The organism is Photobacterium sp. 53610, from assembly GCF_036409375.1.
Lineage (GTDB): Bacteria > Pseudomonadota > Gammaproteobacteria > Enterobacterales > Vibrionaceae > Photobacterium.
In genome coordinates this window covers 120,686-140,300 of sequence record NZ_JAXOFS010000006.1, presented here as the reverse complement: position 1 = coordinate 140,300, position 19,615 = coordinate 120,686, and the positions used below count along the sequence as shown (strand labels likewise).

The 19,615-nt window shown below is 50.2% G+C and carries 23 protein-coding genes; 9 read left to right on the top strand and 14 right to left on the bottom strand.

Annotated elements, in window-relative coordinates; genetic code table 11:
* The first annotated feature begins 44 nt into the window (after nucleotides 1–44).
* Nucleotides 45–959 (top strand): LysR substrate-binding domain-containing protein, encoded by a 915-nt coding sequence (locus SPK40_RS16015; protein ID WP_330961133.1) that lies wholly within the window; start codon nucleotides 45–47, stop codon nucleotides 957–959.
* On the opposite strand, the gene SPK40_RS16010 is transcribed toward SPK40_RS16015, so the two are convergent.
* Together SPK40_RS16010 and SPK40_RS16005 are read right to left on the bottom strand one after the other, a co-directional pair.
* Nucleotides 951–2,030, bottom strand: coding sequence for a hypothetical protein (locus SPK40_RS16010; RefSeq protein ID WP_330961132.1), 1,080 nt, complete (start codon nucleotides 2,028–2,030; stop codon nucleotides 951–953). The genes SPK40_RS16015 and SPK40_RS16010 overlap by 9 nt on opposite strands.
* Nucleotides 2,031–2,086: 56 nt before the next feature.
* Nucleotides 2,087–3,133, bottom strand: a complete 1,047-nt coding sequence (locus SPK40_RS16005; RefSeq protein ID WP_330961193.1) for a hypothetical protein — start codon at nucleotides 3,131–3,133, stop codon at nucleotides 2,087–2,089.
* 557 nt (nucleotides 3,134–3,690) lie between these two features.
* Between SPK40_RS16005 and SPK40_RS16000 the strand changes: the two genes are divergently transcribed.
* Together SPK40_RS16000 and SPK40_RS15995 are read left to right on the top strand one after the other, a co-directional pair.
* Entirely contained in the window at nucleotides 3,691–4,269 is a 579-nt protein-coding gene (locus SPK40_RS16000; protein WP_248142657.1) for a glutathione peroxidase, read from the top strand.
* Nucleotides 4,270–4,439: 170 nt separating this feature from the next.
* Nucleotides 4,440–5,384, top strand: a complete 945-nt coding sequence (locus SPK40_RS15995) for a lysozyme inhibitor LprI family protein (RefSeq protein WP_330961131.1) — start codon at nucleotides 4,440–4,442, stop codon at nucleotides 5,382–5,384.
* Nucleotides 5,385–5,452: 68 nt separating this feature from the next.
* On the opposite strand, the gene SPK40_RS15990 is transcribed toward SPK40_RS15995, so the two are convergent.
* A complete protein-coding gene (locus SPK40_RS15990; RefSeq protein WP_330961130.1) occupies nucleotides 5,453–5,905 on the bottom strand; it encodes an AraC family transcriptional regulator in 453 nt (150 codons plus the stop codon).
* A gap of 64 nt (nucleotides 5,906–5,969) precedes the next feature.
* Nucleotides 5,970–6,713 (bottom strand): sulfite exporter TauE/SafE family protein, encoded by a 744-nt coding sequence (locus tag SPK40_RS15985; protein WP_248142661.1) that lies wholly within the window; start codon nucleotides 6,711–6,713, stop codon nucleotides 5,970–5,972.
* Nucleotides 6,714–6,888: 175 nt separating this feature from the next.
* Between SPK40_RS15985 and SPK40_RS15980 the strand changes: the two genes are divergently transcribed.
* Nucleotides 6,889–7,269 carry a PH domain-containing protein gene (locus SPK40_RS15980; protein ID WP_248142662.1) on the top strand — a complete coding sequence of 127 codons (381 nt, stop codon included), beginning with the start codon at nucleotides 6,889–6,891 and terminating at the stop codon, nucleotides 7,267–7,269.
* 38 nt (nucleotides 7,270–7,307) lie between these two features.
* On the opposite strand, the gene SPK40_RS15975 is transcribed toward SPK40_RS15980, so the two are convergent.
* Nucleotides 7,308–7,973, bottom strand: a complete 666-nt coding sequence (locus SPK40_RS15975; RefSeq protein WP_248142663.1) for an alpha/beta hydrolase — start codon at nucleotides 7,971–7,973, stop codon at nucleotides 7,308–7,310.
* A 115-nt stretch (nucleotides 7,974–8,088) separates the two neighbouring features.
* Between SPK40_RS15975 and SPK40_RS15970 the strand changes: the two genes are divergently transcribed.
* The 3 genes from SPK40_RS15970 to SPK40_RS15960 are packed head-to-tail and all read left to right on the top strand — an operon-like array spanning nucleotide 8,089 to nucleotide 10,291.
* Nucleotides 8,089–8,841 carry a CPBP family intramembrane glutamic endopeptidase gene (locus SPK40_RS15970; protein WP_330961129.1) on the top strand — a complete coding sequence of 251 codons (753 nt, stop codon included), beginning with the start codon at nucleotides 8,089–8,091 and terminating at the stop codon, nucleotides 8,839–8,841.
* A 22-nt stretch (nucleotides 8,842–8,863) separates the two neighbouring features.
* A complete protein-coding gene (locus SPK40_RS15965; protein ID WP_248142665.1) occupies nucleotides 8,864–9,499 on the top strand; it encodes an HAD hydrolase-like protein in 636 nt (211 codons plus the stop codon).
* Nucleotides 9,500–9,526: 27 nt separating this feature from the next.
* The gene (locus SPK40_RS15960; RefSeq protein WP_330961128.1) at nucleotides 9,527–10,291 is read left to right on the top strand and encodes a class I SAM-dependent methyltransferase; all 765 of its coding nucleotides are present in this window, start codon (nucleotides 9,527–9,529) and stop codon (nucleotides 10,289–10,291) included.
* A 47-nt stretch (nucleotides 10,292–10,338) separates the two neighbouring features.
* Here SPK40_RS15960 and SPK40_RS15955 read toward each other — a convergent pair whose 3' ends face one another.
* On the bottom strand, nucleotides 10,339–10,674 hold the full coding sequence (locus tag SPK40_RS15955; protein WP_371929422.1) for a tRNA-binding protein: 336 nt from the start codon (nucleotides 10,672–10,674) through the stop codon (nucleotides 10,339–10,341).
* A 128-nt stretch (nucleotides 10,675–10,802) separates the two neighbouring features.
* The gene (locus SPK40_RS15950) at nucleotides 10,803–11,510 is read right to left on the bottom strand and encodes an AraC family transcriptional regulator (RefSeq protein WP_330961127.1); all 708 of its coding nucleotides are present in this window, start codon (nucleotides 11,508–11,510) and stop codon (nucleotides 10,803–10,805) included.
* Nucleotides 11,511–11,649: 139 nt separating this feature from the next.
* On the opposite strand from SPK40_RS15950, the gene SPK40_RS15945 reads away from it, so the two are divergent.
* Entirely contained in the window at nucleotides 11,650–12,291 is a 642-nt protein-coding gene (locus SPK40_RS15945) for a DJ-1/PfpI family protein (protein WP_248142669.1), read from the top strand.
* A gap of 63 nt (nucleotides 12,292–12,354) precedes the next feature.
* On the opposite strand, the gene SPK40_RS15940 is transcribed toward SPK40_RS15945, so the two are convergent.
* The 4 genes from SPK40_RS15940 to SPK40_RS15925 form a co-directional block, all read right to left on the bottom strand.
* Nucleotides 12,355–12,690: a DUF1840 domain-containing protein gene (locus SPK40_RS15940; protein ID WP_248142670.1), complete on the bottom strand. Its 336-nt coding sequence runs from the start codon at nucleotides 12,688–12,690 to the stop codon at nucleotides 12,355–12,357.
* Nucleotides 12,691–12,701: 11 nt separating this feature from the next.
* The gene (locus tag SPK40_RS15935) at nucleotides 12,702–13,280 is read right to left on the bottom strand and encodes a rhomboid family intramembrane serine protease (RefSeq protein ID WP_248142671.1); all 579 of its coding nucleotides are present in this window, start codon (nucleotides 13,278–13,280) and stop codon (nucleotides 12,702–12,704) included.
* A gap of 73 nt (nucleotides 13,281–13,353) precedes the next feature.
* Nucleotides 13,354–14,163: a crotonase/enoyl-CoA hydratase family protein gene (locus SPK40_RS15930; RefSeq protein WP_330961126.1), complete on the bottom strand. Its 810-nt coding sequence runs from the start codon at nucleotides 14,161–14,163 to the stop codon at nucleotides 13,354–13,356.
* A gap of 103 nt (nucleotides 14,164–14,266) precedes the next feature.
* On the bottom strand, nucleotides 14,267–14,821 hold the full coding sequence (locus SPK40_RS15925; RefSeq protein ID WP_330961125.1) for a hypothetical protein: 555 nt from the start codon (nucleotides 14,819–14,821) through the stop codon (nucleotides 14,267–14,269).
* Between the two features lie 136 nt (nucleotides 14,822–14,957).
* Between SPK40_RS15925 and SPK40_RS15920 the strand changes: the two genes are divergently transcribed.
* The gene (locus SPK40_RS15920) at nucleotides 14,958–15,491 is read left to right on the top strand and encodes a DUF4136 domain-containing protein (protein ID WP_248142674.1); all 534 of its coding nucleotides are present in this window, start codon (nucleotides 14,958–14,960) and stop codon (nucleotides 15,489–15,491) included.
* A 57-nt stretch (nucleotides 15,492–15,548) separates the two neighbouring features.
* Here the strand turns inward: SPK40_RS15920 and aroG are convergent, their stop codons facing one another.
* From aroG to SPK40_RS15905, 3 genes are all read right to left on the bottom strand, one after another.
* Nucleotides 15,549–16,604: a 3-deoxy-7-phosphoheptulonate synthase AroG gene (gene aroG, locus SPK40_RS15915; RefSeq protein ID WP_248142675.1), complete on the bottom strand. Its 1,056-nt coding sequence runs from the start codon at nucleotides 16,602–16,604 to the stop codon at nucleotides 15,549–15,551.
* Nucleotides 16,605–16,871: 267 nt separating this feature from the next.
* Nucleotides 16,872–18,374 (bottom strand): cobyric acid synthase, encoded by a 1,503-nt coding sequence (locus tag SPK40_RS15910; protein ID WP_248142676.1) that lies wholly within the window; start codon nucleotides 18,372–18,374, stop codon nucleotides 16,872–16,874.
* A 290-nt stretch (nucleotides 18,375–18,664) separates the two neighbouring features.
* Nucleotides 18,665–19,600: a bile acid:sodium symporter family protein gene (locus SPK40_RS15905; protein ID WP_248142677.1), complete on the bottom strand. Its 936-nt coding sequence runs from the start codon at nucleotides 19,598–19,600 to the stop codon at nucleotides 18,665–18,667.
* Nucleotides 19,601–19,615: the final 15 nt, after the last annotated feature.

Genomic DNA, 19,615 nt, shown 5'->3' with positions numbered 1-19,615 from the left:
AAATAAGAATCGAAAAGTCGGCATACTAGCCATGATAAAAATGCATGGCTCAACCGAAAATGGTGTCACCGATGAGATTGCCTTCAACCCGAGAGCTCCACGCCTTTCTGATCACAGCAGAACACTTAAACTTTACTGCGGCGGCAAAACACCTGAACGTAACTCAGGGTGCGGTCAGCAGACAGATCCAGACCCTGGAAGAACAGCTCAGAGTCCGCCTTTTTCAGCGGCATGCCCGCGGCCTCACCCTGACGCCCAAAGGACTTGAATTTCTGCCGCTGGTCCAGCAAGTCCTGACTCAATTGCAAAAAGCCGTTGATCAGGTCTCGAATGAGAAGCAACAGATCAAGCTCAAAGCACCAAGCTGTATCACCGCCTGGCTGTTACCCAAACTGATGTCATTCCAGCAGGCGCATCCGGAGATTGATGTGGAGCTGACTTCCGCCATCATGCACAGTGTCAGTTTTGCCTCTGAGCCTTTTGACGCGGCGATCTGTTATGCAGAGCAGCCCCCGCAGAAAGACACGAAAGCATTCAGACTCTTTGATGAGTATTTATCCCCCATGTGCTCCCCTTCGCTGTTCGGCCGGGAGTCACTCCCCGTCGAACTGGACGCATTGCACAAATACACCTGGCTGCATGCAACCCCTCAGCACTCTGACTGGAAATTGTGGCTCGAACATATCGGGTATCAGGGACAAGTTGCGGTCCAGAACCAGCGTTTCGCTACGCTCGATCTGGCCGTCAGTGCCGCAATCCAGGGATTTGGCATTGCGGTGGGTGATGTGACGCTGGCGCAGCAGGACCTGAATGCAGGCCGGTTGATCCTGCCTTACCCGCAGCGTGTACCGTCAGGAAAGTGTTATTATCTGGTTCGGCCAAACACCGCACCGAACCCTTCCCTGACGCTACTGTTCGACTGGATACTCAGTGATGTGTCACAACAGGCATTAACCTGACGCAGCACTTTCCAGAAAACTCATCCGCTGCTGTTCTGCTTTTGTTGGTACATAAGGCTCATCCGACAGCAGCGAGGTGTCAATGTAGCCCAAAGGCCAGCCCGGCTGCTGACTGATACCATACTGGCTTTTCTCACCGGGAAAACCGGACATTTTTTCGACCTGAAACGTCCGAAGCTCAAATTCATCAGCACTTGCAAACACCTGATGATAAGCCTGCAGAGTCATTGTCTGTTCCCCTACAGCCAGTATTTGCTTTGCTGTTAACACAGCAACCGGCTGACCGCTGGCCGTAAACAGGTTGGCCCGAATCCGGTAAATCCCGGCTTTCTTCACGGTTAACATGACAGGAATTTCGACGTTGGCCCCGGAAATGACAGGCTTGGCCACCTGGGTCACTTCAGCAACGGGCACAAAAAATTGAAAGTCTGCGGTCAGAATGTCTGTCCCGGTCGAAAAATCCACGGTGGCTTTCGCTCTGATTTCATTCGGCCAGTGCTCCTCAGACGGAAAAACAACCTGATTCCCCAAAGTCTTCTTCCCGGTCAACCGCTGATGTGTCTGCAGATCAAACAGTTCCACCGTCATGGCGGCCACAGGTAAACCACTCTGAATACTGAGCCGGATATCCTCAGGAAAAAAATGCCGGTACTTTTTCAGCACTATTGCCGCTGAATCCTCGCCGTCCAGCACCGGAGCCTTCACCGGCATATACCGGTTGGGTTCCAGCCATTGTTTGTCTTGCGCCGTGATCGGCCGGGAATATGCCGGATAGGCCAGCTCAGCCGCATAAACCTTCGATAAGACCGCAAACTGGGTTTTCATTTCAACCGGCAACCGCAACTCTGGTTCAGTGCTCAATTCGCTGTGTTCATGATTCTCCGAAATCGCACCCCGGTTCATGGTTTCCCCCTGGGGTCCTGCTTCCTGCTTCATCTTTTCCGGCGTACGCTCAGGTGTTTCATCCGGAGTGATCTGAGTCTGAAATTGTTTTTCCGGCCACAACGCCGCAGCTCCCCATAACAGCACGCAGCCCCCGGTCAGTGCGGCAGCGATTTTCCTTTTCTTCATAGTCACGATTCACGAAAAAAGGCTTTGGTCAGAACCAAAGCCAGAAAAAGACATGATTAAAAGTTGTATGCAATTTCAGAGATCGTTTTCGAGTCTGAACCATCGACGTAACGATAGTAGTGGCCATTGAGCCAGTACCATTCATCCGTCGAGTTCACCCGAATCTCTTTGCCGTCCAATAAAGTGGCCTGAGCTGCGGCGGTCGTTACCTCCCCCTCATGCTGAGAACTGATCACTCCCCGATGACTGTAGTCCTCACCCATAAGCAGCGGATAGTGATAAGGCATGAAACGGCTCACGCCTTTCGACTGGGTTGCCAGCTTGCCGCTGTAGGCCACATGCACTGAACAGCTGCTGAAATCCCCGGCTTCGCTGGCTCCGCAGGACGAATGGCTGGCAACCACGCCATCATCATTGCCCGGCAGGAAACCTGATGTCGCCCCCAGGTAGTCACTGCTGTCCCCTGCAAAACGTAATCGCGGCACCCGGCTGTCGGGGAGTGCTGCAAGCTGACGGGCATTTGCAACACGCAGATCGTTGAGCACCCCGGTATTTTGACTGTCCGGTAACTCACCAAGCCAGAGCGAGAGCGCATAGCGTAGCGTTGTGTTCCAGGCTCCGCCGCCTTCGGCGACATTCACGACCAGGTCACCTAACTCAGAGCCGCCGCCGGCACCGGCAAAGTCATACGTTGCAACAATATTTAAAGGTTCCAGCCCCGCATTTGTCAGCCAGTTCGCCTGATTATCAATTAAATAGCGTGTAACCAGATCACCCGTGGAATGGGTGACAAAAACACACCCGGGCTTACACGTCCCTTTTTGTGAGAGTTCCTTAAGTTTCGGCCACAGGTAATCGGTGGCAATTTTCCCTTCGATCCGCTCATGAGACGGCCAGTCGATCCGGGCATCTGCATGGGCAAGCCAAAAATCCTGCCAGTATTCTGCACCTTCCACACCAACCTGATCCCGGTCGGGTTTCGATTTTAACTGGTCAGGCTGGAAGCCATGCACCAGTACAATGGCATAATCGTTTAGTGCCGCTTGCGCAGAGCCTGTCATGAGGACTGCTGCCAACGAAAGGTAGATTGGATGTTTCTTCATCATCGTCATTCTTCTTAATTATTCATCTGCTCAATTTGGGAAACATGATGTGCATTACGCCTCATTGCACGCCTTGAGTATTTGCCAACTCGAGCATTTTTTTACATACAAATGTTAAATAAATTGATCAATATCATGACAATCTTTAACAAATTAAAAGCAAAAAAGTGCGCTAATGCGCACCTTTAAAAGGAATTCTGTTTTATTGAATGAGCTAAACTTTTGTTTAGAGGCGGATTAAAACACAAGCGTCGTTTTAAACAAAAAAATCGATAAATTTCATCTGCATTGAGCACAAAGTGAGAATTTTATGTCCCCGAACAGCGTAGACATTCCGTATGAGTCCCTTACACGAAAAATACCAGTCTTCATTCTTGGCGCAGTCAAGGCACACCCGCTTCACAGTGAATCACGCACAAACTGCCTGTGAATCAGACAGCCACATCAGAAAAATCTGCTGAATTTACTCCGTGACTATCATTCAGTGCTTAAATTGAACACAATACTGATATGAATGGTCATCAATCTGAATTGGCCGCTATGGACAGGAAATGCATATGCAACGCTCAATTGCCAGATATCTCATTAAAGCAACGCTTTTCGCCTCGTCACTGATGGCCGTTGTTCCGGCTCAGGCAGCTCGTTCAGACTGCCCCCCGTTGCTGAATTATGAAATTGGCAAACTCAACAGTACGGATACCGTTAACTTGTGTCAGCAATATCAGGGACAGGTATTACTTCTGGTCAACACGGCCAGTCAATGTGGATTCACGCCGCAATTTGAAGGTTTAGAAGCACTTTACAAGACCTATAAAGATCAAGGGTTTGCTGTCATCGGCTTTCCTTCCAATGACTTTTTTCAGGACAGAGGCACTGAAAAAAATACCGCCAAAGTATGCTACCTGGACTACGGCGTTACTTTTCCGATGATGACCCGGAGCGCAGTGCGTGGCAGTGACGCGAATCCGGTCTTCCGGCAACTCGCCGAAGACTCAGGTGTCACACCAAAATGGAATTTCTATAAATATCTGGTCGATCGTCAGGGCAAAGTCGTGACCGTCTTCGCCAGCACCACCAAACCGGACGATAAAAAACTGACTCAGAGCATTGAGCGACTGCTGACTCAGCCACGCTAACAATTGGGCTTCTGGCCTGTTTCAGCTATCTTTGACGAGATAACTCGCAACAGGCCGGATTATTGCTTCATACCCCTTGTTCTTTCACGAACAACCTGCGATCGTATCGGCACACTTTCCGATTCACCATACACCCGACTATGTCAGGACACGCCATTAAAGGTTTCTCTGTGAAGGCTTCAGCCCTTTCCCTGATCACACTATTTATTTCTCTGGCCAATCAGTCGCCGGTAAATGTCAATCTCGATCCCGGCACGAAACAACTGTGCGCACAAGCCGGAAATCTGAAACCAGAAAACCTGACAGAAGCCGACAGAATGGCCTACAACAAAGCTGTTTCAGACGATTCGCTTTATCAGATATGGGAAGTGGCGGAACAGATATCCCGCAATACCCGATACCTGCAACAACCAAAAAATGAACAGACACTGCAATTGATCTGTCAGGGCGGTTTTGCCCCGGCTGAAGTGAAATATGCCGTTCTGGATGCCTACGATCACTGGCAGCATCAGAAACCGTTTCAATTCGACTTATGTCAGTACGTGACCAGCGGAGTTGGCACCGCCTTTTGTACCAATCGCTTTGCCGGCGAACAACAACTGGCCAGAAATAATCGTCAGGAAGGGGCCATCCGCCACCTTTCACCTTCGCAACAAACTGCCATCAAAAATGCGGTTCAAATGGCGAATGATTTTTTTGAACACAAAGCAAGGCATGAAGAATTACACAGCGGGAGCAGCCATTCCGCTTTTCGGATTGAGTCCGTTTCTGTACAAAATGACAGGTATCTCTCACAAATTATCGACACACTGTCTGGTTCAGAACCTGAAGATATTCCGGCCCTGGAGGAAGCAGATTTAACGCTGGAACAGACTTTCAGCAACCTGACGCAACGATTAAAAGCTGAACCCATTGAAGATATCAATCTTGAGGTCAGCGCTGAAGATCTTGAGAGCGTGCAGCGAGCCTGGCGTAGTTATCGCGATCAGACGGCAGCTTTGCTGACATCACTGAATCCAAACCTGACGCAGGAAGACTGGCTTGGGATATTAGCTGCCGAACGCATCCGGCAGCTCTCAGAGTTACAGGAATATCTTGATTTATCAGAGGATTAACCTCGCACTACCTTTGCAGCAAACAGACTGAATACAGGCACAACATAAGAGTCTGTTTGCTGCGAATTCTATTTCACCGGCATGCAAAAGCTGGTATCACAGATATCCTTTTCTTCATCCACACTGTGATAAAGCTCAAAGCAAGGTCTTTCTCCATCAAAACTCAGCGAGGAAACAGCCGCTAATTCCTGATTCAGTTGCTGCCAGTAAGCGCCGTACTGAGACTTATCTGTGACTTTTTCCCGCAGGGTTGCATATTCACCCCCCGGTAAATGCATCAGCGCAACTGCACCACCCGTTACCGTTCCTTCAGGAACAGTCATCCCCACCCGGGTCCGGCATTTCTGCGCAGGGGTCGTTTCGACGTCATCCAGATAAACAAAAATACACTGACCGTCTTCAACTCCGTGCTGACCTGTCCAGGAAAACAGGGTCTGTAAAGCCGGCTCATAATTCTCGCCATACGGACCCGTCACCTCAACATAGGCCAGCCAGGCGGCAGCCAAAGTTTCCTTTTCCATGTGTTCTCTCCCTTATTCATGTCATTCCAAGTTTATGTCATCAACTTGCAGTCACTGCTTGTGATCAGAGCTCAGTAGCCACTGAGATCATCATGTGGACTGCCAGTGCACTCAGTAAGATTTTCATGGCAACAATCCACATCTCATCATCTGTTCGTCGGCGAACATGGGTTCCCAGCCAGGAACCCAGAATGGCCGAAAGCATCAGGACGAGCAGCAATGGCCACTGCTCAAGATAAGCAAATCCAATCCAGCCAAACATCAGCAGTTTCAGGCCATGCGCAATAGTCATCATCATGGCCGTCGTTGCCACCAGCTGATGCTTATTCCCGAGTTTTTTCATCACCATCGGATGAAACACAGGCCCGGGAGCCCCAACCAGCAACCCCAAAGCGCTCAAGACAAAACCTGCCATAAACATAGACTCAAACCGGCTGATCCAGCCCATGAATCCTTTGTGCCAGACATTGAGCAAAATATAACTGCCGATAAACAGCGGCAGGTAATTGGTGGCTAAATGCACCACAGTCAACCCAACCAGCAAGGTACCTGTTGCTGCACCAATGAAGTAGGCCGGCAACAAATACCATGCAACTTCACGCCAGGAGAAAACAGCCCGGCTGACGTTGCTGACCATTTGCGTGACACCATGGACCGGAATGACTGCAGCAGCCGGCAGAAACAGCGGCATAAACGCAATCAGCAGCATCCCACCGCCAAAACCCAGGATGGCGGCGATCACTGAGGTCAGAATCGCGATGCTGCTCAGGCCCAGCACCGAGAGCATCGAAACCGAAAAATCAGCCAATGAGCCTCCTCCATGAAACGTCAAATCCAAGCACTAAAATACTGTTTAAATATACAGTCAAATGCCTTTCTGTCAATTCGCAACTCTGGCATCTTCTGACAAAGGCGCGTATTGTTTAAACCACGTCACATATTCCTCACCTCGCGTGAGCACACTGATATTTAAGGAAAATGACATGGGACTTCTGGATAAGCTACTTGGTAATGCAGGTGAAATGGAAAATCAGGAAGCCACTGAAGAACTCAGTGCCATCCTCGGCCCCGGTGAGGAGATCGAGCTGGCCTATAAACTAATTCGGGACATGCTGATCCTGACTGACCGACGCCTGATCCTGATCGATAAACAAGGGATGACAGGCCGGAAAGTGGAGTACCGTTCAATTCCGTACAAATCCATCACCATGTTCCTGGTGGAATCAACCGGGAATTTTGATTTGGATGCAGAGCTGAAAATCTGGGTCTCGGGCCAGCATGAGCCATTAGGTATGGAATTTGGCAGCAAAACCAACATCTACAAGCTGCAAGGATTACTGGCTGGCAAAGTGGCAGGAAAATAATCCGGCTGCCATAGCGACAGCCGGTGCTACATCAATCTTTATTGAATCTGCAGGGTATGCTTCAGCCAGGCCGCGATGTCTTTGACTTGCTGCATGCATACCTGATGCTCCATCGGGTACAGACGCCAGTGCGGATGAAATCCAAGCGCTTCCAAATCATCAACTGCATCTTTCCCTAACGACGGCAATACAACCGGATCATAACTGCCATGCATCACTTCGATAGGCAGATGCTGATTGGCAGGTGAAACTTCAATGCGTCTGGACGTTGGGAAATACGTCGACAGAGCCAGCAGACCTGCCAGCGGGTGCGGATACGTCAACGCGGTCTGATATGCCACTGCGCCGCCCTGAGAAAATCCGGCCAGGATGATTCTGTTACTGGCAATCCCACGGGCACGCTCGCGATCAATCAATCCGGCTATCTTTTGTGATGATTCAAGCAACTGGGCTTTGTCCAGTTTACGACCGATGCCCATTTCCAGAATATCGTACCAGGCAGGCATCACCATGCCGCCGTTCACTGTCACAGGCATTGAAGGGGCATGTGGAAAAATAAAGCGAACCGGTGCATTTGCAGGTAACTTTAATTCAGGCAGTATGGCTTCAAAATCGTGTCCGTTCGAGCCGAGCCCGTGTAACCAGATGACCGACGCTGTTGGTTTTACTCTGGGGTTCACTTCCACGCAGTCGAGAAGAGGCATGAGAATATCCTGATGAATCAAATGTATTGCCACTGTAGCCCATTACACGGATTCATGACCAGTATTCTCTTTTCATCTACAATCATGCGCACTCAAACTCATAAGAAGGACAGCGATGAATCAGGCTTTCAATGGCTCATCCAAAGATGATTTTCCTTTTTACAATAACCAGCCGACAGCGATCCGGCCGGTATTATGGGGGATGATCCTACTGTCCGTGTTAGCCGGTTTTGCTGTGCTCATCGCGCCTTTGCCTTTATTCTCGACACCCTTCGGACAATTTATCCCTGCAATCCTGTTTTTCGCCATACCTCTGTTCTGTCTGTCCAAAATCACACCAACGCACTGGCGTGCTATTTTCCGGCCTGTGACCCGTAATCATCTGAAGTGGATGCTCCTCATCGGCTTCCTCAACGTCATCGTCAGTGTGGTGGTTGGGCTGCTTGTGCTGAAACTCTACGGTGCCAACCCCAATCAGGCGATGACTCACCTGGCAGATGCCGGCACCTTTGAACGATTTCTGTTTTTTCTCAAAACGCTGCCCCAGTTGTTTGGAGAAGAAGTTTTTACCATCCTGCCTTTTCTTGCGCTGATGTATGCCTTTTACACGCATGGCGCACTATCGCGGAGCCAGTCCGTGATCCTGGCATGGTTTATCACTGCGGTGTGCTTTGGTCTGGCCCATTTACCAACCTATGACTGGAATCTCGTACAGTGTCTGCTGGTGATTGGAACAGCCAGACTCTGTTTATCACTGGCTTACATAAAAACCAAAAGTATTTGGGTATCCACAGGCGCTCATATTATCAATGACTGGACCTTATTTGGCCTGACCCTCATGTTGGGACTAAATACATCCGGTTCTTAACAGACCTATCAAGGAGATGAACATGAAACACGACCATCTGGTGTTCGACCTGGACGGTACGATCAGTGACCCCAGGGAGGGAATCGTCAAATCATTCAATTACGCCTTATCCCATCATGATCTGCCCGAGCTGCCGGAAGCAACAATTGCGGCTCACATTGGCCCGCCGCTGGATAAAACCTTCATCGCACTGACGCAAACGCACGAGAAACCATTTATCGCCAGCCTGGTCGCTAAATATCGTGAGCGGTACGCAGACATGGGATATGCCGAAAATACCCTCTATGACGGCGTCAAAGAAACGCTGCTGACCCTGCACGATCAGGGCGTCCGAATGGGGATCTGTACTTCCAAGCGTGCCGACTTTGCAAAAAAAATCCTGACGTTATTTGAACTGGACAGCTGTTTCGAATTCATTAACGGCGGTGATATCGGCATTGAAAAGTGGCAACAACTGGAAGGGCTGCGGCAGCGGTACACCATTACCCAGCACGCCGTCATGATTGGTGACCGGGCCGTAGATATGAGCGCAGCCCATCACAATGGCCTGCAATCGGCCGGGGTACTCTGGGGTTATGGCTCGCAGAAAGAACTGGAACTCGAACACCCTGAATATCTGTTTGACCGTCCGGAGCAAATACTACAGTTGAATCAGTAACATGAGAATCAATCAGGGACGAGAAGAATGACGCAACCGACAGAACGCTTTTCAGACAGAGCAGACGATTACCAGAAGTACCGCCCCGGATATCCTCAGGAGATGATCACAGCACTTCTGACAATCACAGGGGTAGAACAACGGTCTACAGTTACAGATATCGGAGCCGGTACAGGGATCCTCACCCGCCTCTTACTGGACAGGGGGCTTCAGGTCTGTGCTGTTGAACCCAATGATGCCATGCGACAGGCTGCGGACGAGTTATTGTCCGGAGAACCCGGTTACACCAGCCTCAAAGCGCCAGCGGAACAAATCAGCTTACCGGATCACTCGGTTGACCTCATTACTGCCGCCCAATCCTTTCACTGGTTTTGTAACGAAGAAACCCGGCTTGAATTTCAGCGCATTGCAAAACCGAATGCTTATCTGGCTCTGATCTGGAACAGGCGTCGGCTGACATCACCACTTCAGCAAGAATACGACGCCATGCTTCGGCAATTCAGTCCAGATTATGCCCGGGTGAACCACATGAGCCTGAGCGATAACGGTATCAGTCAGTTCTTTGCGGCGGGTGAAATGAAACGCCTTTCCTTTGACAACAGCCAAAGCATGGATCTGGAGGCACTGATTGGCCGGGTCCGTTCGGTTTCATACTGCCCTCAGGAAGGCTCCGCCCATTACACTCAACTTATCCGTTCACTCACTCAATTACATCAGACTTATCAGGTCAACGGGCGCATCGCATTTGAATACGACACACAGCTTTACCTTGGCCATATTCATTCTCAGTAAGTTTCCACCATCAGCGGGCAGCTTTGCCCGCCGAACGGCAACGCACATCAGCCCAGCCGCGCGCCAACCGGAATGTCCTGATCCGGCACTGCCAGAACCACAGCACCATCGTCCCGATAAAAACCGGTGACCAGACATTCCGACATAAACGGGCCAATCTGCTTGGCCGGAAAATTCACGACTGCCATGACTTTCTTGCCAATCAATTCGTTTGCCTCATACAAGTCTGTAATCTGAGCACTGCTTTTTCGCTGACCAATATCCGGACCGAAGTCCAGAAAAAGCTTATATGCGGGCCTTCTGGCTTCAGGGAATGCTTCTACTGCGACGATCTGCCCTACCCGTAAATCGACTTTTTCAAAATCCTGCCATTCAATCAACATCACCACTCCGTATTGATTTCTATGTTGTTAACTGCCAACAGCATAACGCAGACAGGTATTTCAGGTTTTGCCCAAAAGCCGATTCACTCTTTTGAAAAGCCGGAGTTGAATCAGAAGTATCTGCAGGCCTAACGGTGACGGATCTGTCGCGGTGTCTCGCCCCAGTGCGCAGAAAAGCGGCGGCTGAACGCAGACAGGTCGCTGAAGCCAACCTGCTCTGCGATATGCGAAACAGGCAAATCAGAATGAGACAACAGTGCTCTGGCTTTCTGCATCCGTTGCTGTTGCAGATACTGACCCGTTGTCATCCCGAGCTGTGCCTTAAACAATGCCTTATACTGACTCAGGCTCAGGCAGGCCAAAGCAGCCAGTTCGCTCAGTGGCGGAGACAGACTGATATCCCGGTTCAGCGCTTCAACAACCCGGGCAATACGAAGGTCACGAACGACATTCATCTTCTGATCCGCCAATAAGCCGGTAAACAAGACCGACAGACTTTGCACCAGTTCCGGCTGTGCAGACCGAGACAGTTGTAAATCCAGAAAATGACAATACGCGGCTAACTCCGGAGAAACCGTAAAAAGCGGTCTTGGCAATTGCAACATCTCTGCTGGCAGGCGCTCTGTGTCTGCCACCAGAAAACGGCTTTTTTCATCCGCTTTAAACCCGTGGCGACTTGTTGCCGGAATGACAATACACTGCCCTGGCCCAACCTTTCCCCTGAAATCAGACATTTCCATGGTGATGTTTCCTGCCAGAGGAAACACCAGCTGATGATAGTCATGCGCGTGAGCACGCATTTCCAGAGAATAGCTTCGAATCGAGAGTCGGACCATCTTCGTCTTCTGTATAGTTGGCTCAAAAGTCAGTCTCAGCTTAACGAATATCACGCGGTTCACGAACCGAATTTTTTGAATAAGCGGCTGAAGAACTATGCTTTACGGTAAGTAAACCCTGAATGAAAGAAGCAAAGTAATGACAAAAGCCCTTGCCCCTGACAAACAGCGCGAACTCAGTATAGTGATTCCCTTATTTCCCGGTTTTAACCTGCTTGATGTCAGTGGGCCGATTACCCTGTTATGCGGACTTGAAGATGATGTCAGTATTACCCTGATCTCACAAAATGGTTTAGCTGTTGCCAGTCAGCAAGGGGTACAAGTCGTTGCGGATGCCAGCTTCAAAGATGACATGTTCTGTGATGTGCTCCTGGTGCCGGGCGGAAGTGGTGTCAAAGCCGGGCTGGGAAATGCGCAGCTCATTCAGTGGCTGCGGCATCAGGGCAGAAAGACCCGGATCCATTGTGCTGTCTGTACCGGCTCCGCGCTGCTGGCACAGACTGGATTACTGGATGGGAAATCAGCAACGACAAATAAACATCAGTATCACTGGGTAAGTGAACTGAACAGCCGTGTACTCTGGCGCCCTGTCGCCCGATGGGTACAGGATGAAAATACCTTTACTTCATCCGGTACGGCGGCAGGACTTGATATGACGCTGGGACTGATCACTTTCCTCGTTGGCGAAGAAGCGGCCCGGAAAGTGGCAATCGATGCCGAATATCTCTGGCGAAATGATCCGGATGACGATCCCTTTGCTCCGCTTCATGTCGTTGAGTAGCTATGTCATTGAGTAGCTATACCGTTAAATGCTTAGCCGTTGAATGCTTAGCCACTGAATCGCTTAGCTGTCTGATTCCCACATCACAGTGCATTCTTCCTCGATCGCTGCCTCGAGCATTTCGATCAGAGGTCTCGCCCGTGTCAGCATACTGATATCAGGCTCAGCATCATCCCAGGGATCCTTTTCTTTGTCCGCTTCCGCGGCATGTTGCGCGTCTTCCTGTGCCTTTGCCACCACCAGCGATTTCTGCAGGTTTTCAAGGGCTTTGGGCACGTCTTCGACATCAATAATGCCCGGGACGTTTTCGCAATACCCCATCATATGCAGCAGCTGTTTCGCGACATGACCAAACATCGTAATGTTGGCACTGGCTTTGCTGTGAAAAGTAATCAACATATCTTTTCCCCTCATTGTTCTACATTTGCCAGCGCACGTTGTTTATCACGTCTGGCAAACACATAACCTGCAAATGCACCACCGATCACACCAAACAAGTGGCTTTCGTAACTGATCCAGCTGTGTGCCGGAATGATCCCCGCGAGCATCGAACCGTAAAAAAACATCACAATGATCGCAATGACAATCGACTTAATGCTTCGGCGTAATAATGCGTACACCAGTAAATAAGCCCAGAGCCCGTAAATAATGCCACTTAAACCAATATGATAGTGCATTCGTCCGAATAACCAGACGCCGGCTCCGCTGATGGCCCAGCTGATCAGAAATACGGCCATTAACCGGGAAACACCTGAACGCGACACCAGATATCCCAGCGCCGCAAAAGATACAATATTGCTGAATAAATGCGCCCAGGAACCATGAATGAACGGATAAGCCACCAGACCAATAGAATGTGTGACATGTCTGGGCAGAAGACCGTAATCCATCAGATATCCGCCCATCAGCATATTCAGGACATGTACAACAAAACAGACAACAACGACAGCGCCAATAAAATTGATGGCATCTTTATCACTTTGATCCAACAGGCTTTCCTCCATATCTTCATTTAAAAAGTATAAGCCTGTTGATATCACAAGATAAGGAAAAGTTGTTGATTTACCAAAAAGACTGGCGCTTCTGATAAGCCCTGTCAGGATTATTGCGCTGACGAATACCGGCAATTTTGAAATTTTTCCCCAGGATCAGCCGTAGCTGACTGAAGGTTTCTTTGGCAAGCAAAGCTCGTTCGCTCCGGACCCAGCTCTTGTTTGTCGTGGACTTAATGGCTGCAATGGCATCCGGGGATGCCTGACACAGCTGATACGCAAATGTCTGCGCTGCACTCAAGGGATCATTGTGGATTTCTGTCACCAGACCTAACTGCTGTGCCCGTTCCCCGGAAATAATTTCTCCGGTCATGGTCAGCTTCATGGCGACATCCTTGGCAACCAGTTCACGCAGCGACAACAAACCGGCCATGTCGGGCACCAGCCCCCAGCGGACTTCCATAATCGAAAGCTCTGCGTCCGGGGTCGTGAACCGAAAATCGGCTCCCAGTACAATCTGTGTACCGCCCCCATAACAACGTCCTTCAATCACCGCAATAACCGGCACAGGAATCAATCGCCAGTTTCTGGACACACGCTGCGCAAGGTTCGCATTCCCCGGCAGCCATTTTTTCAGCAAACCAAGTACCTTTTTCGGCGAAGTTGCCACACTTTTCACATCCAGCCCGCTGCTGAAATTTCCGCCTTCTCCGGTCAAAATCACGGCCCGGATGTCTTTGCGTGTCCGAAGCAAGCGGCTGACTTTATCCAGCTCCTGGAACATCAGAATATCCAGTGCATTCAGCTTTTCCGGCCGGTTCAGTGCTACCGTTACAATCCCCTCACTTTCTGTGATTTTCAGGCGTTGCCAGTTTGTCATGTTACATCCTTGTGAAATGTCTGGTCAGTCCAGTTAAGTGTACAGACAGAATGAAAAAAAACATCCCGGTATTTCACAAACTCAGCTTCTGAGCCCAATGCGATTATTGATAACCCATGATGGTTGCAAATGACTGCCATTTTTTGTCCTGTGATGAGTACAATGGCCGATACGCATGAATCACAGCAATGATGCCGCCAGCCTGACACGCTGAGCCCTCTGTCCCGAACGATGCACTGAAAAGCGCATTCTCTGATACGTTTTCCGCACACCACTCCCCTCGCATTCGCCCATCCAGCCGATGGCAGAGTACGCTTATCTGCGCCTGATAGTCTTCATCTGAGTATCGCGTTGAAAAACACCAGGCACGCTCAAACTCAATATAACCCTCCACCGGATGAATCAGCACTCCAGGGATGAGGGAATCTTCGGGCGCATCTGCCCGGAGTGACTCTCGCCAGGACTCTCGCATGGATTCTTGTGGTGACTCTTTTGGGGAACTTAGCTGTATGACAGTCGTCTGCCGGATGAAATCACGGGAAAGGCTGATGATATCCATCGACGGGTGATGGTGCCGTTCATCAGCCGCAAACAGCTGATGCGCCAGTATCCCAGCCATGAACAGTGCCACGCCAAGGCAAACGAAAGCGCATCTCATGCGTTACTCCTGTCACGACTGTCTCAGTGCCTTGATTATAGAATCGGCGGAAACGCTATACTCAAAACAAACGATAACTGTACGGATATCCGGCGGGTACCGTTCAAATAACCTTCGGACAACGAGGACAAATGATATGCGAGCCTTACTGAGCCTTGTTCCCTGTTTCCTGATTCTGCTGGGCGGATGCAGCGCTAAAGTTGCGACTGATTACAATGCCAGCGTGGACTTCAGCCAGTATCACACTTATCAGTTCGCCGAAGTGCCTCAATCCTCGATTGTCAGCCTTGATAAGGATCGACTGGAAGAAACCATCAAACGAGAGTTACGTTATAAAGGATTGCAACCCGCTGAGGGTGAGGGAAAGGCTGATCTGACCGTAAATCCTTACATCCGGGAAATGACGGATTTCGATTCATACGGCACATCCGTCGGATTTGGTGTGGGTTACCGATACAGCAGTATTGCCTATTCAACGCCGGTACGTTTTCGTGAATATACCTACGGCAAACTGATCGTCGAGCTGATTGATAATAAAACAAATAAAGTGATCTGGCGTTCGATTTCCCGTCGGCAACTGTCAGAAAGCATGACGCCGTCAGCACGGCAGAGTTTTATTCAGGAACAGGTCGGAGAAATGTTTGCACAATACCCGCCATCGCGGGGCTGACAACAATAAAAAAGCGAGGAACCGGTCAATTCCTCGCTTTACAATCACAAAATCAGATCAGGCTCTCTGACGACGCTGCGCCACTTTATCAGCCAGTTCACGCAGAACTTGCTCAGTATCTTCCCAGCCAATACAGGCATCGGTAATACTCTGGCCGTAAGTCTCGACTTTTCCGTCAACAATATCCTGACGACCTTCCACCAGATGGCTTTCAATCATGACGCCGAAGATTGCCTGATTACCCTGAGCAATTTGCTCGCCGACATCTTCAGCAACCAGCATCTGACGTTTGTATTGTTTCAGGCTGTTGGCATGGCTGAAATCGATCATCACTTTCTGGCGGTGACCTGCCTGTTCCAACTGTTCAATCACAGCATTAACATGCGATGCGCTGTAATTCGGTTCTTTCCCGCCCCGCAGAATAATATGGCAATCTTCATTACCAGCTGTTGAAACAATCGCAGAGTGGCCAAACTTCGTCACTGACAGGAAATGGTGCGGCGCGCTGGCAGAGCCAATCGCATCCGTGGCAATTTTAATATTTCCGTCCGTTCCGTTCTTGAAGCCAACCGGACAGGAAAGACCAGAAGCCAGCTCGCGGTGCACCTGAGACTCAGTCGTCCGGGCACCAATCGCACCCCAGCTGATAAGGTCGCCCATATACTGTGGCGTGATCATATCCAGAAACTCACCCGCCGTCGGCATGCCCATATCGGTCAGATCAAGCAGCAGTTTACGTCCCATCCGCAGGCCATCGTTCAGCTGGAAGCTGTCATCCATGTATGGGTCGTTGATTAAACCTTTCCAGCCGACCGTGGTGCGTGGTTTTTCAAAATAAACCCGCATCACAATTTCCAGACGATCTTTCAGTTCTTCGCGAAGTTCCTTCAGGCGGGAGCCATATTCAAGCGCAGCTTTTGGATCGTGAATTGAACACGGACCGACAACGACAAGCAGGCGGTCATCTTCGTCATTCAAAATATCATGAATCGCTCGACGGGCCTGAAATACGGTCTCAGACGCATTTTCAGTTGCCGGATATTTCTCCAGCACAGCCACTGGCGGTAATAATTCTTTAATTTCTTTAATTCTTACGTCGTCTGTTTTATGCATACTGCTTACTTCCAATTAACATGTGCTGGCCTGATATGGTCAGTATCAGGCCGATCATCTACTCCAACAGCCATTTAACTTATCGCCTTCAACCGGCATGTGCAAACGGTAATTGAAAATGAATTACAGCCTGAGTCGCTGACTTTCAGCCTGATTTTGTATGTCCCAGACGACTGATCATACAAACCTGGAATTCTGTGCAGATTTTTCTCTGTTCATCCTCATGATTTACTAAGCTTTCACGCATATGCAGCAGATTGATTTAATTTACTTTTCTGCTGATTCAAAAACAGATTGCCACTCCGGCCAGATTGCGGCCAAATTCATATGCGATTCAATGGCATCAGCCAGCCTTTCAATATTCTCTGCCTTGATTTGCGCCATATCCGGTGTCTGGCTGTCAGACAGCCCGGCCCAGGTCAGGATCGCATTGCAGGCTTCCGGCAAATCAAATACGCCATGCAGATAAGTTCCGAAGACCTGTCCCTGTAGACCCACAGCCCCCTCATTCACAGGTCCTGATTGCGTCTCCAGCAGGACAGGGGCAGCATCAGCGCTGACACCCGAAGTTACCCCGGCATGAATCTCGTAACCACACACTCGAACCGGCGCCTGCCCCGGCAACGTTAACGTTCCCCGGGATTGCTTCAGCTGTTTTTCCGGCTCCAGCACTGTCTGAACCGGTAAATACCCCAGCCCCGGGCTCTGACCCGCATCGCCTTCAAGTCCGTTGGGATCTGCAACCAGTTTACCCAGCATCTGATAACCCCCGCAGATCCCCATTACTTTGCCGCCCAGACGCAAATGGCGTTCAATCTGCCGATCCCAGCCCTGTTCACGCAGGTAAGCCAGATCACTCCGGACACTTTTTGTGCCGGGAAGAATTATCAGATCAGCCGCTGGTAAAGGCTGCCCTTTGCCCACCAGATGCACATTCACCTGCGGGTGCATCCGCAGCACATCAAAATCAGTATGGTTGCTGATCCGAGTCAGTACCGGAACAACAACCTGCAACGGCCTGGCAACCTTAGTCACCTGTTCGACCGTAATGGCATCTTCAGCTTCAAGCATTAAACCGTGTAAATAAGGTAAAACACCCAGCACCGGTTTCCCGGTCTTCTCCTCCAGCCAGTCCAGTCCGGACTGCAGCAGCGAAATATCCCCCCGGAAGCGGTTAATCACGAAGCCTTTCACCCGCGCCTGTTCTGACCCAGATAGCAATGCCAGCGTCCCGTACAAATGCGCGAAAACCCCGCCGCGATCAATATCCGCCACAATGATGACTGGCACATCCGCCACTTCAGCAAACCCCATGTTTGCCACATCATTTTCACGCAGATTAATTTCTGCCGGACTGCCCGCCCCCTCAATCAGGACGGTGTCAAAATCTTGCTGTAAACGGGAAAACGAATCGAGAATCGAGGGAAGCACAAACTTTTTGTAACCCTGATAGCCGATAGCATCCATGTCTTGTACGGCTTTGCCCTGAACAATGACCTGGGCGCCGGTATCCGTGTTTGGTTTCAACAGGACCGGATTCATATCCACCGTAGGCTCAATCCCACAGGCAAACGCCTGTACCGCCTGCGCTCGGCCAATTTCCCCGCCATCAGCCGTCACAGCGCTGTTCAGCGCCATATTCTGTGGTTTGAATGGCGCGACCTGAATCCCTTTTCTGGCCAGAACCCGGCATAAACCGGCAACCAATACACTTTTTCCTGCATCTGAAGTTGTCCCCTGAACCATCAGAGCGCGATGTGTCGATTGCATTTCCAGATCTTCCCCACATTGAATAGTGACACTGTCACATAGATTATCGATACAGGATGTCTTTCTACCCTATCTGATTTCAGAGTACCAGCTGTCATCTGTACGCATTCGTACATCACAACATAAAATAGAAGGCGGAATTCATGGCTGGAAAGCATTGCGAATAACGAAATGACGAACAGTACGAGAAAGGAAACAGAGTGCACTGACGATGTCAGTGCACAACGGAGAGATTTATCCTGCCATTTGCCACATTATCCGCGATGCCCGTCTTCTTTTATCCCGCAATTTTAACCTGCGAGTTGCCCGGCAGATTTATCCGCCCTGCTTTTCGACCAGTATGCCGCCAGCAGAGAACCGGAAATATTGTGCCAGATAGAGAACAGGGTTCCCGGAATCGCTGCAACCGGACTGAAAAACTTCATGGCCAATGCTGTTGCCAGACCAGAATTCTGTAGCCCCACTTCAATCGCAATCGTCCGGCTGATGGTTTCATTAAAACCCAGCAGGCGGCAAGCGAAATAACCAGCAGCGAGACCAATGCTGTTGTGAAGAACGACAGCCAGTGCCATCACCGGTCCGACATGTACCAGACTGCCTGCATTCAGTGCCACCACAATCGCAATAATCACCACAATTGCAAATACAGACAGCAAAGGAAGCGCCGGAGCCAGCCGGGTCGTGACACCTGAAGCATAACGGTTCAGCAGCACCCCGCCCAAAACAGGCAAAAGGACAATTTTCACCAGACTCAGCAGCATCGCCCCCATGGGAACTTCAACACTCAGCCCGGCCAGAGCGCCGGTCAGCACAGGCGTCAGAAACACCCCCAGTAAAGTTGAAATCGCGGTCATGGAGATCGAAAGCGCGACATCGCCTTTCGCAAGATAGCAGATAACATTGGATGCGGTTCCCCCGGCAACACTGCCCACCAGCACCATGCCCACGGTCTGTTCAGGATTAAACCCTAGCGCCAGACTGACCACGATAGCCACCATGGGCATGACAGTGAACTGAAGCAACACACCGACACTCACCGCCCGCTTTTTCTTCACCACATCCAGAAAGTCTGACGGCTTCAGCGTTAACCCCATGGTCAGCATCACAACCGTCAGCAAGGGCACAATTGCCGTTTTCATCTCAATAAAAAAAGCCGGATATACCATGGCATATCCCGACAACAAAACGGCCCAAAGCGGAAAAAGCCGGATGACCATCCCTAGCATGTTCATTCCTTTGTA

Coding starts and splice junctions, on each gene's coding strand:
- SPK40_RS16015 (WP_330961133.1), top strand. CDS start 45: ATGGCTCAACCGAAAATGGTGTCACCGATGAGATTGCCTTCAACCCGA.
- SPK40_RS16010 (WP_330961132.1), bottom strand. CDS start 2,030: ATGAAGAAAAGGAAAATCGCTGCCGCACTGACCGGGGGCTGCGTGCTG.
- SPK40_RS16005 (WP_330961193.1), bottom strand. CDS start 3,133: ATGAAGAAACATCCAATCTACCTTTCGTTGGCAGCAGTCCTCATGACA.
- SPK40_RS16000 (WP_248142657.1), top strand. CDS start 3,691: ATGCAACGCTCAATTGCCAGATATCTCATTAAAGCAACGCTTTTCGCC.
- SPK40_RS15990 (WP_330961130.1), bottom strand. CDS start 5,905: ATGGAAAAGGAAACTTTGGCTGCCGCCTGGCTGGCCTATGTTGAGGTG.
- SPK40_RS15980 (WP_248142662.1), top strand. CDS start 6,889: ATGGGACTTCTGGATAAGCTACTTGGTAATGCAGGTGAAATGGAAAAT.
- SPK40_RS15975 (WP_248142663.1), bottom strand. CDS start 7,973: ATGCCTCTTCTCGACTGCGTGGAAGTGAACCCCAGAGTAAAACCAACA.
- SPK40_RS15970 (WP_330961129.1), top strand. CDS start 8,089: ATGAATCAGGCTTTCAATGGCTCATCCAAAGATGATTTTCCTTTTTAC.
- SPK40_RS15965 (WP_248142665.1), top strand. CDS start 8,864: ATGAAACACGACCATCTGGTGTTCGACCTGGACGGTACGATCAGTGAC.
- SPK40_RS15960 (WP_330961128.1), top strand. CDS start 9,527: ATGACGCAACCGACAGAACGCTTTTCAGACAGAGCAGACGATTACCAG.
- SPK40_RS15955 (WP_371929422.1), bottom strand. CDS start 10,674: ATGTTGATTGAATGGCAGGATTTTGAAAAAGTCGATTTACGGGTAGGG.
- SPK40_RS15950 (WP_330961127.1), bottom strand. CDS start 11,510: ATGGTCCGACTCTCGATTCGAAGCTATTCTCTGGAAATGCGTGCTCAC.
- SPK40_RS15945 (WP_248142669.1), top strand. CDS start 11,650: ATGACAAAAGCCCTTGCCCCTGACAAACAGCGCGAACTCAGTATAGTG.
- SPK40_RS15940 (WP_248142670.1), bottom strand. CDS start 12,690: ATGTTGATTACTTTTCACAGCAAAGCCAGTGCCAACATTACGATGTTT.
- SPK40_RS15930 (WP_330961126.1), bottom strand. CDS start 14,163: ATGACAAACTGGCAACGCCTGAAAATCACAGAAAGTGAGGGGATTGTA.
- SPK40_RS15925 (WP_330961125.1), bottom strand. CDS start 14,821: ATGAGATGCGCTTTCGTTTGCCTTGGCGTGGCACTGTTCATGGCTGGG.
- SPK40_RS15920 (WP_248142674.1), top strand. CDS start 14,958: ATGCGAGCCTTACTGAGCCTTGTTCCCTGTTTCCTGATTCTGCTGGGC.
- aroG (WP_248142675.1), bottom strand. CDS start 16,604: ATGCATAAAACAGACGACGTAAGAATTAAAGAAATTAAAGAATTATTA.
- SPK40_RS15910 (WP_248142676.1), bottom strand. CDS start 18,374: ATGCAATCGACACATCGCGCTCTGATGGTTCAGGGGACAACTTCAGAT.
- SPK40_RS15905 (WP_248142677.1), bottom strand. CDS start 19,600: ATGCTAGGGATGGTCATCCGGCTTTTTCCGCTTTGGGCCGTTTTGTTG.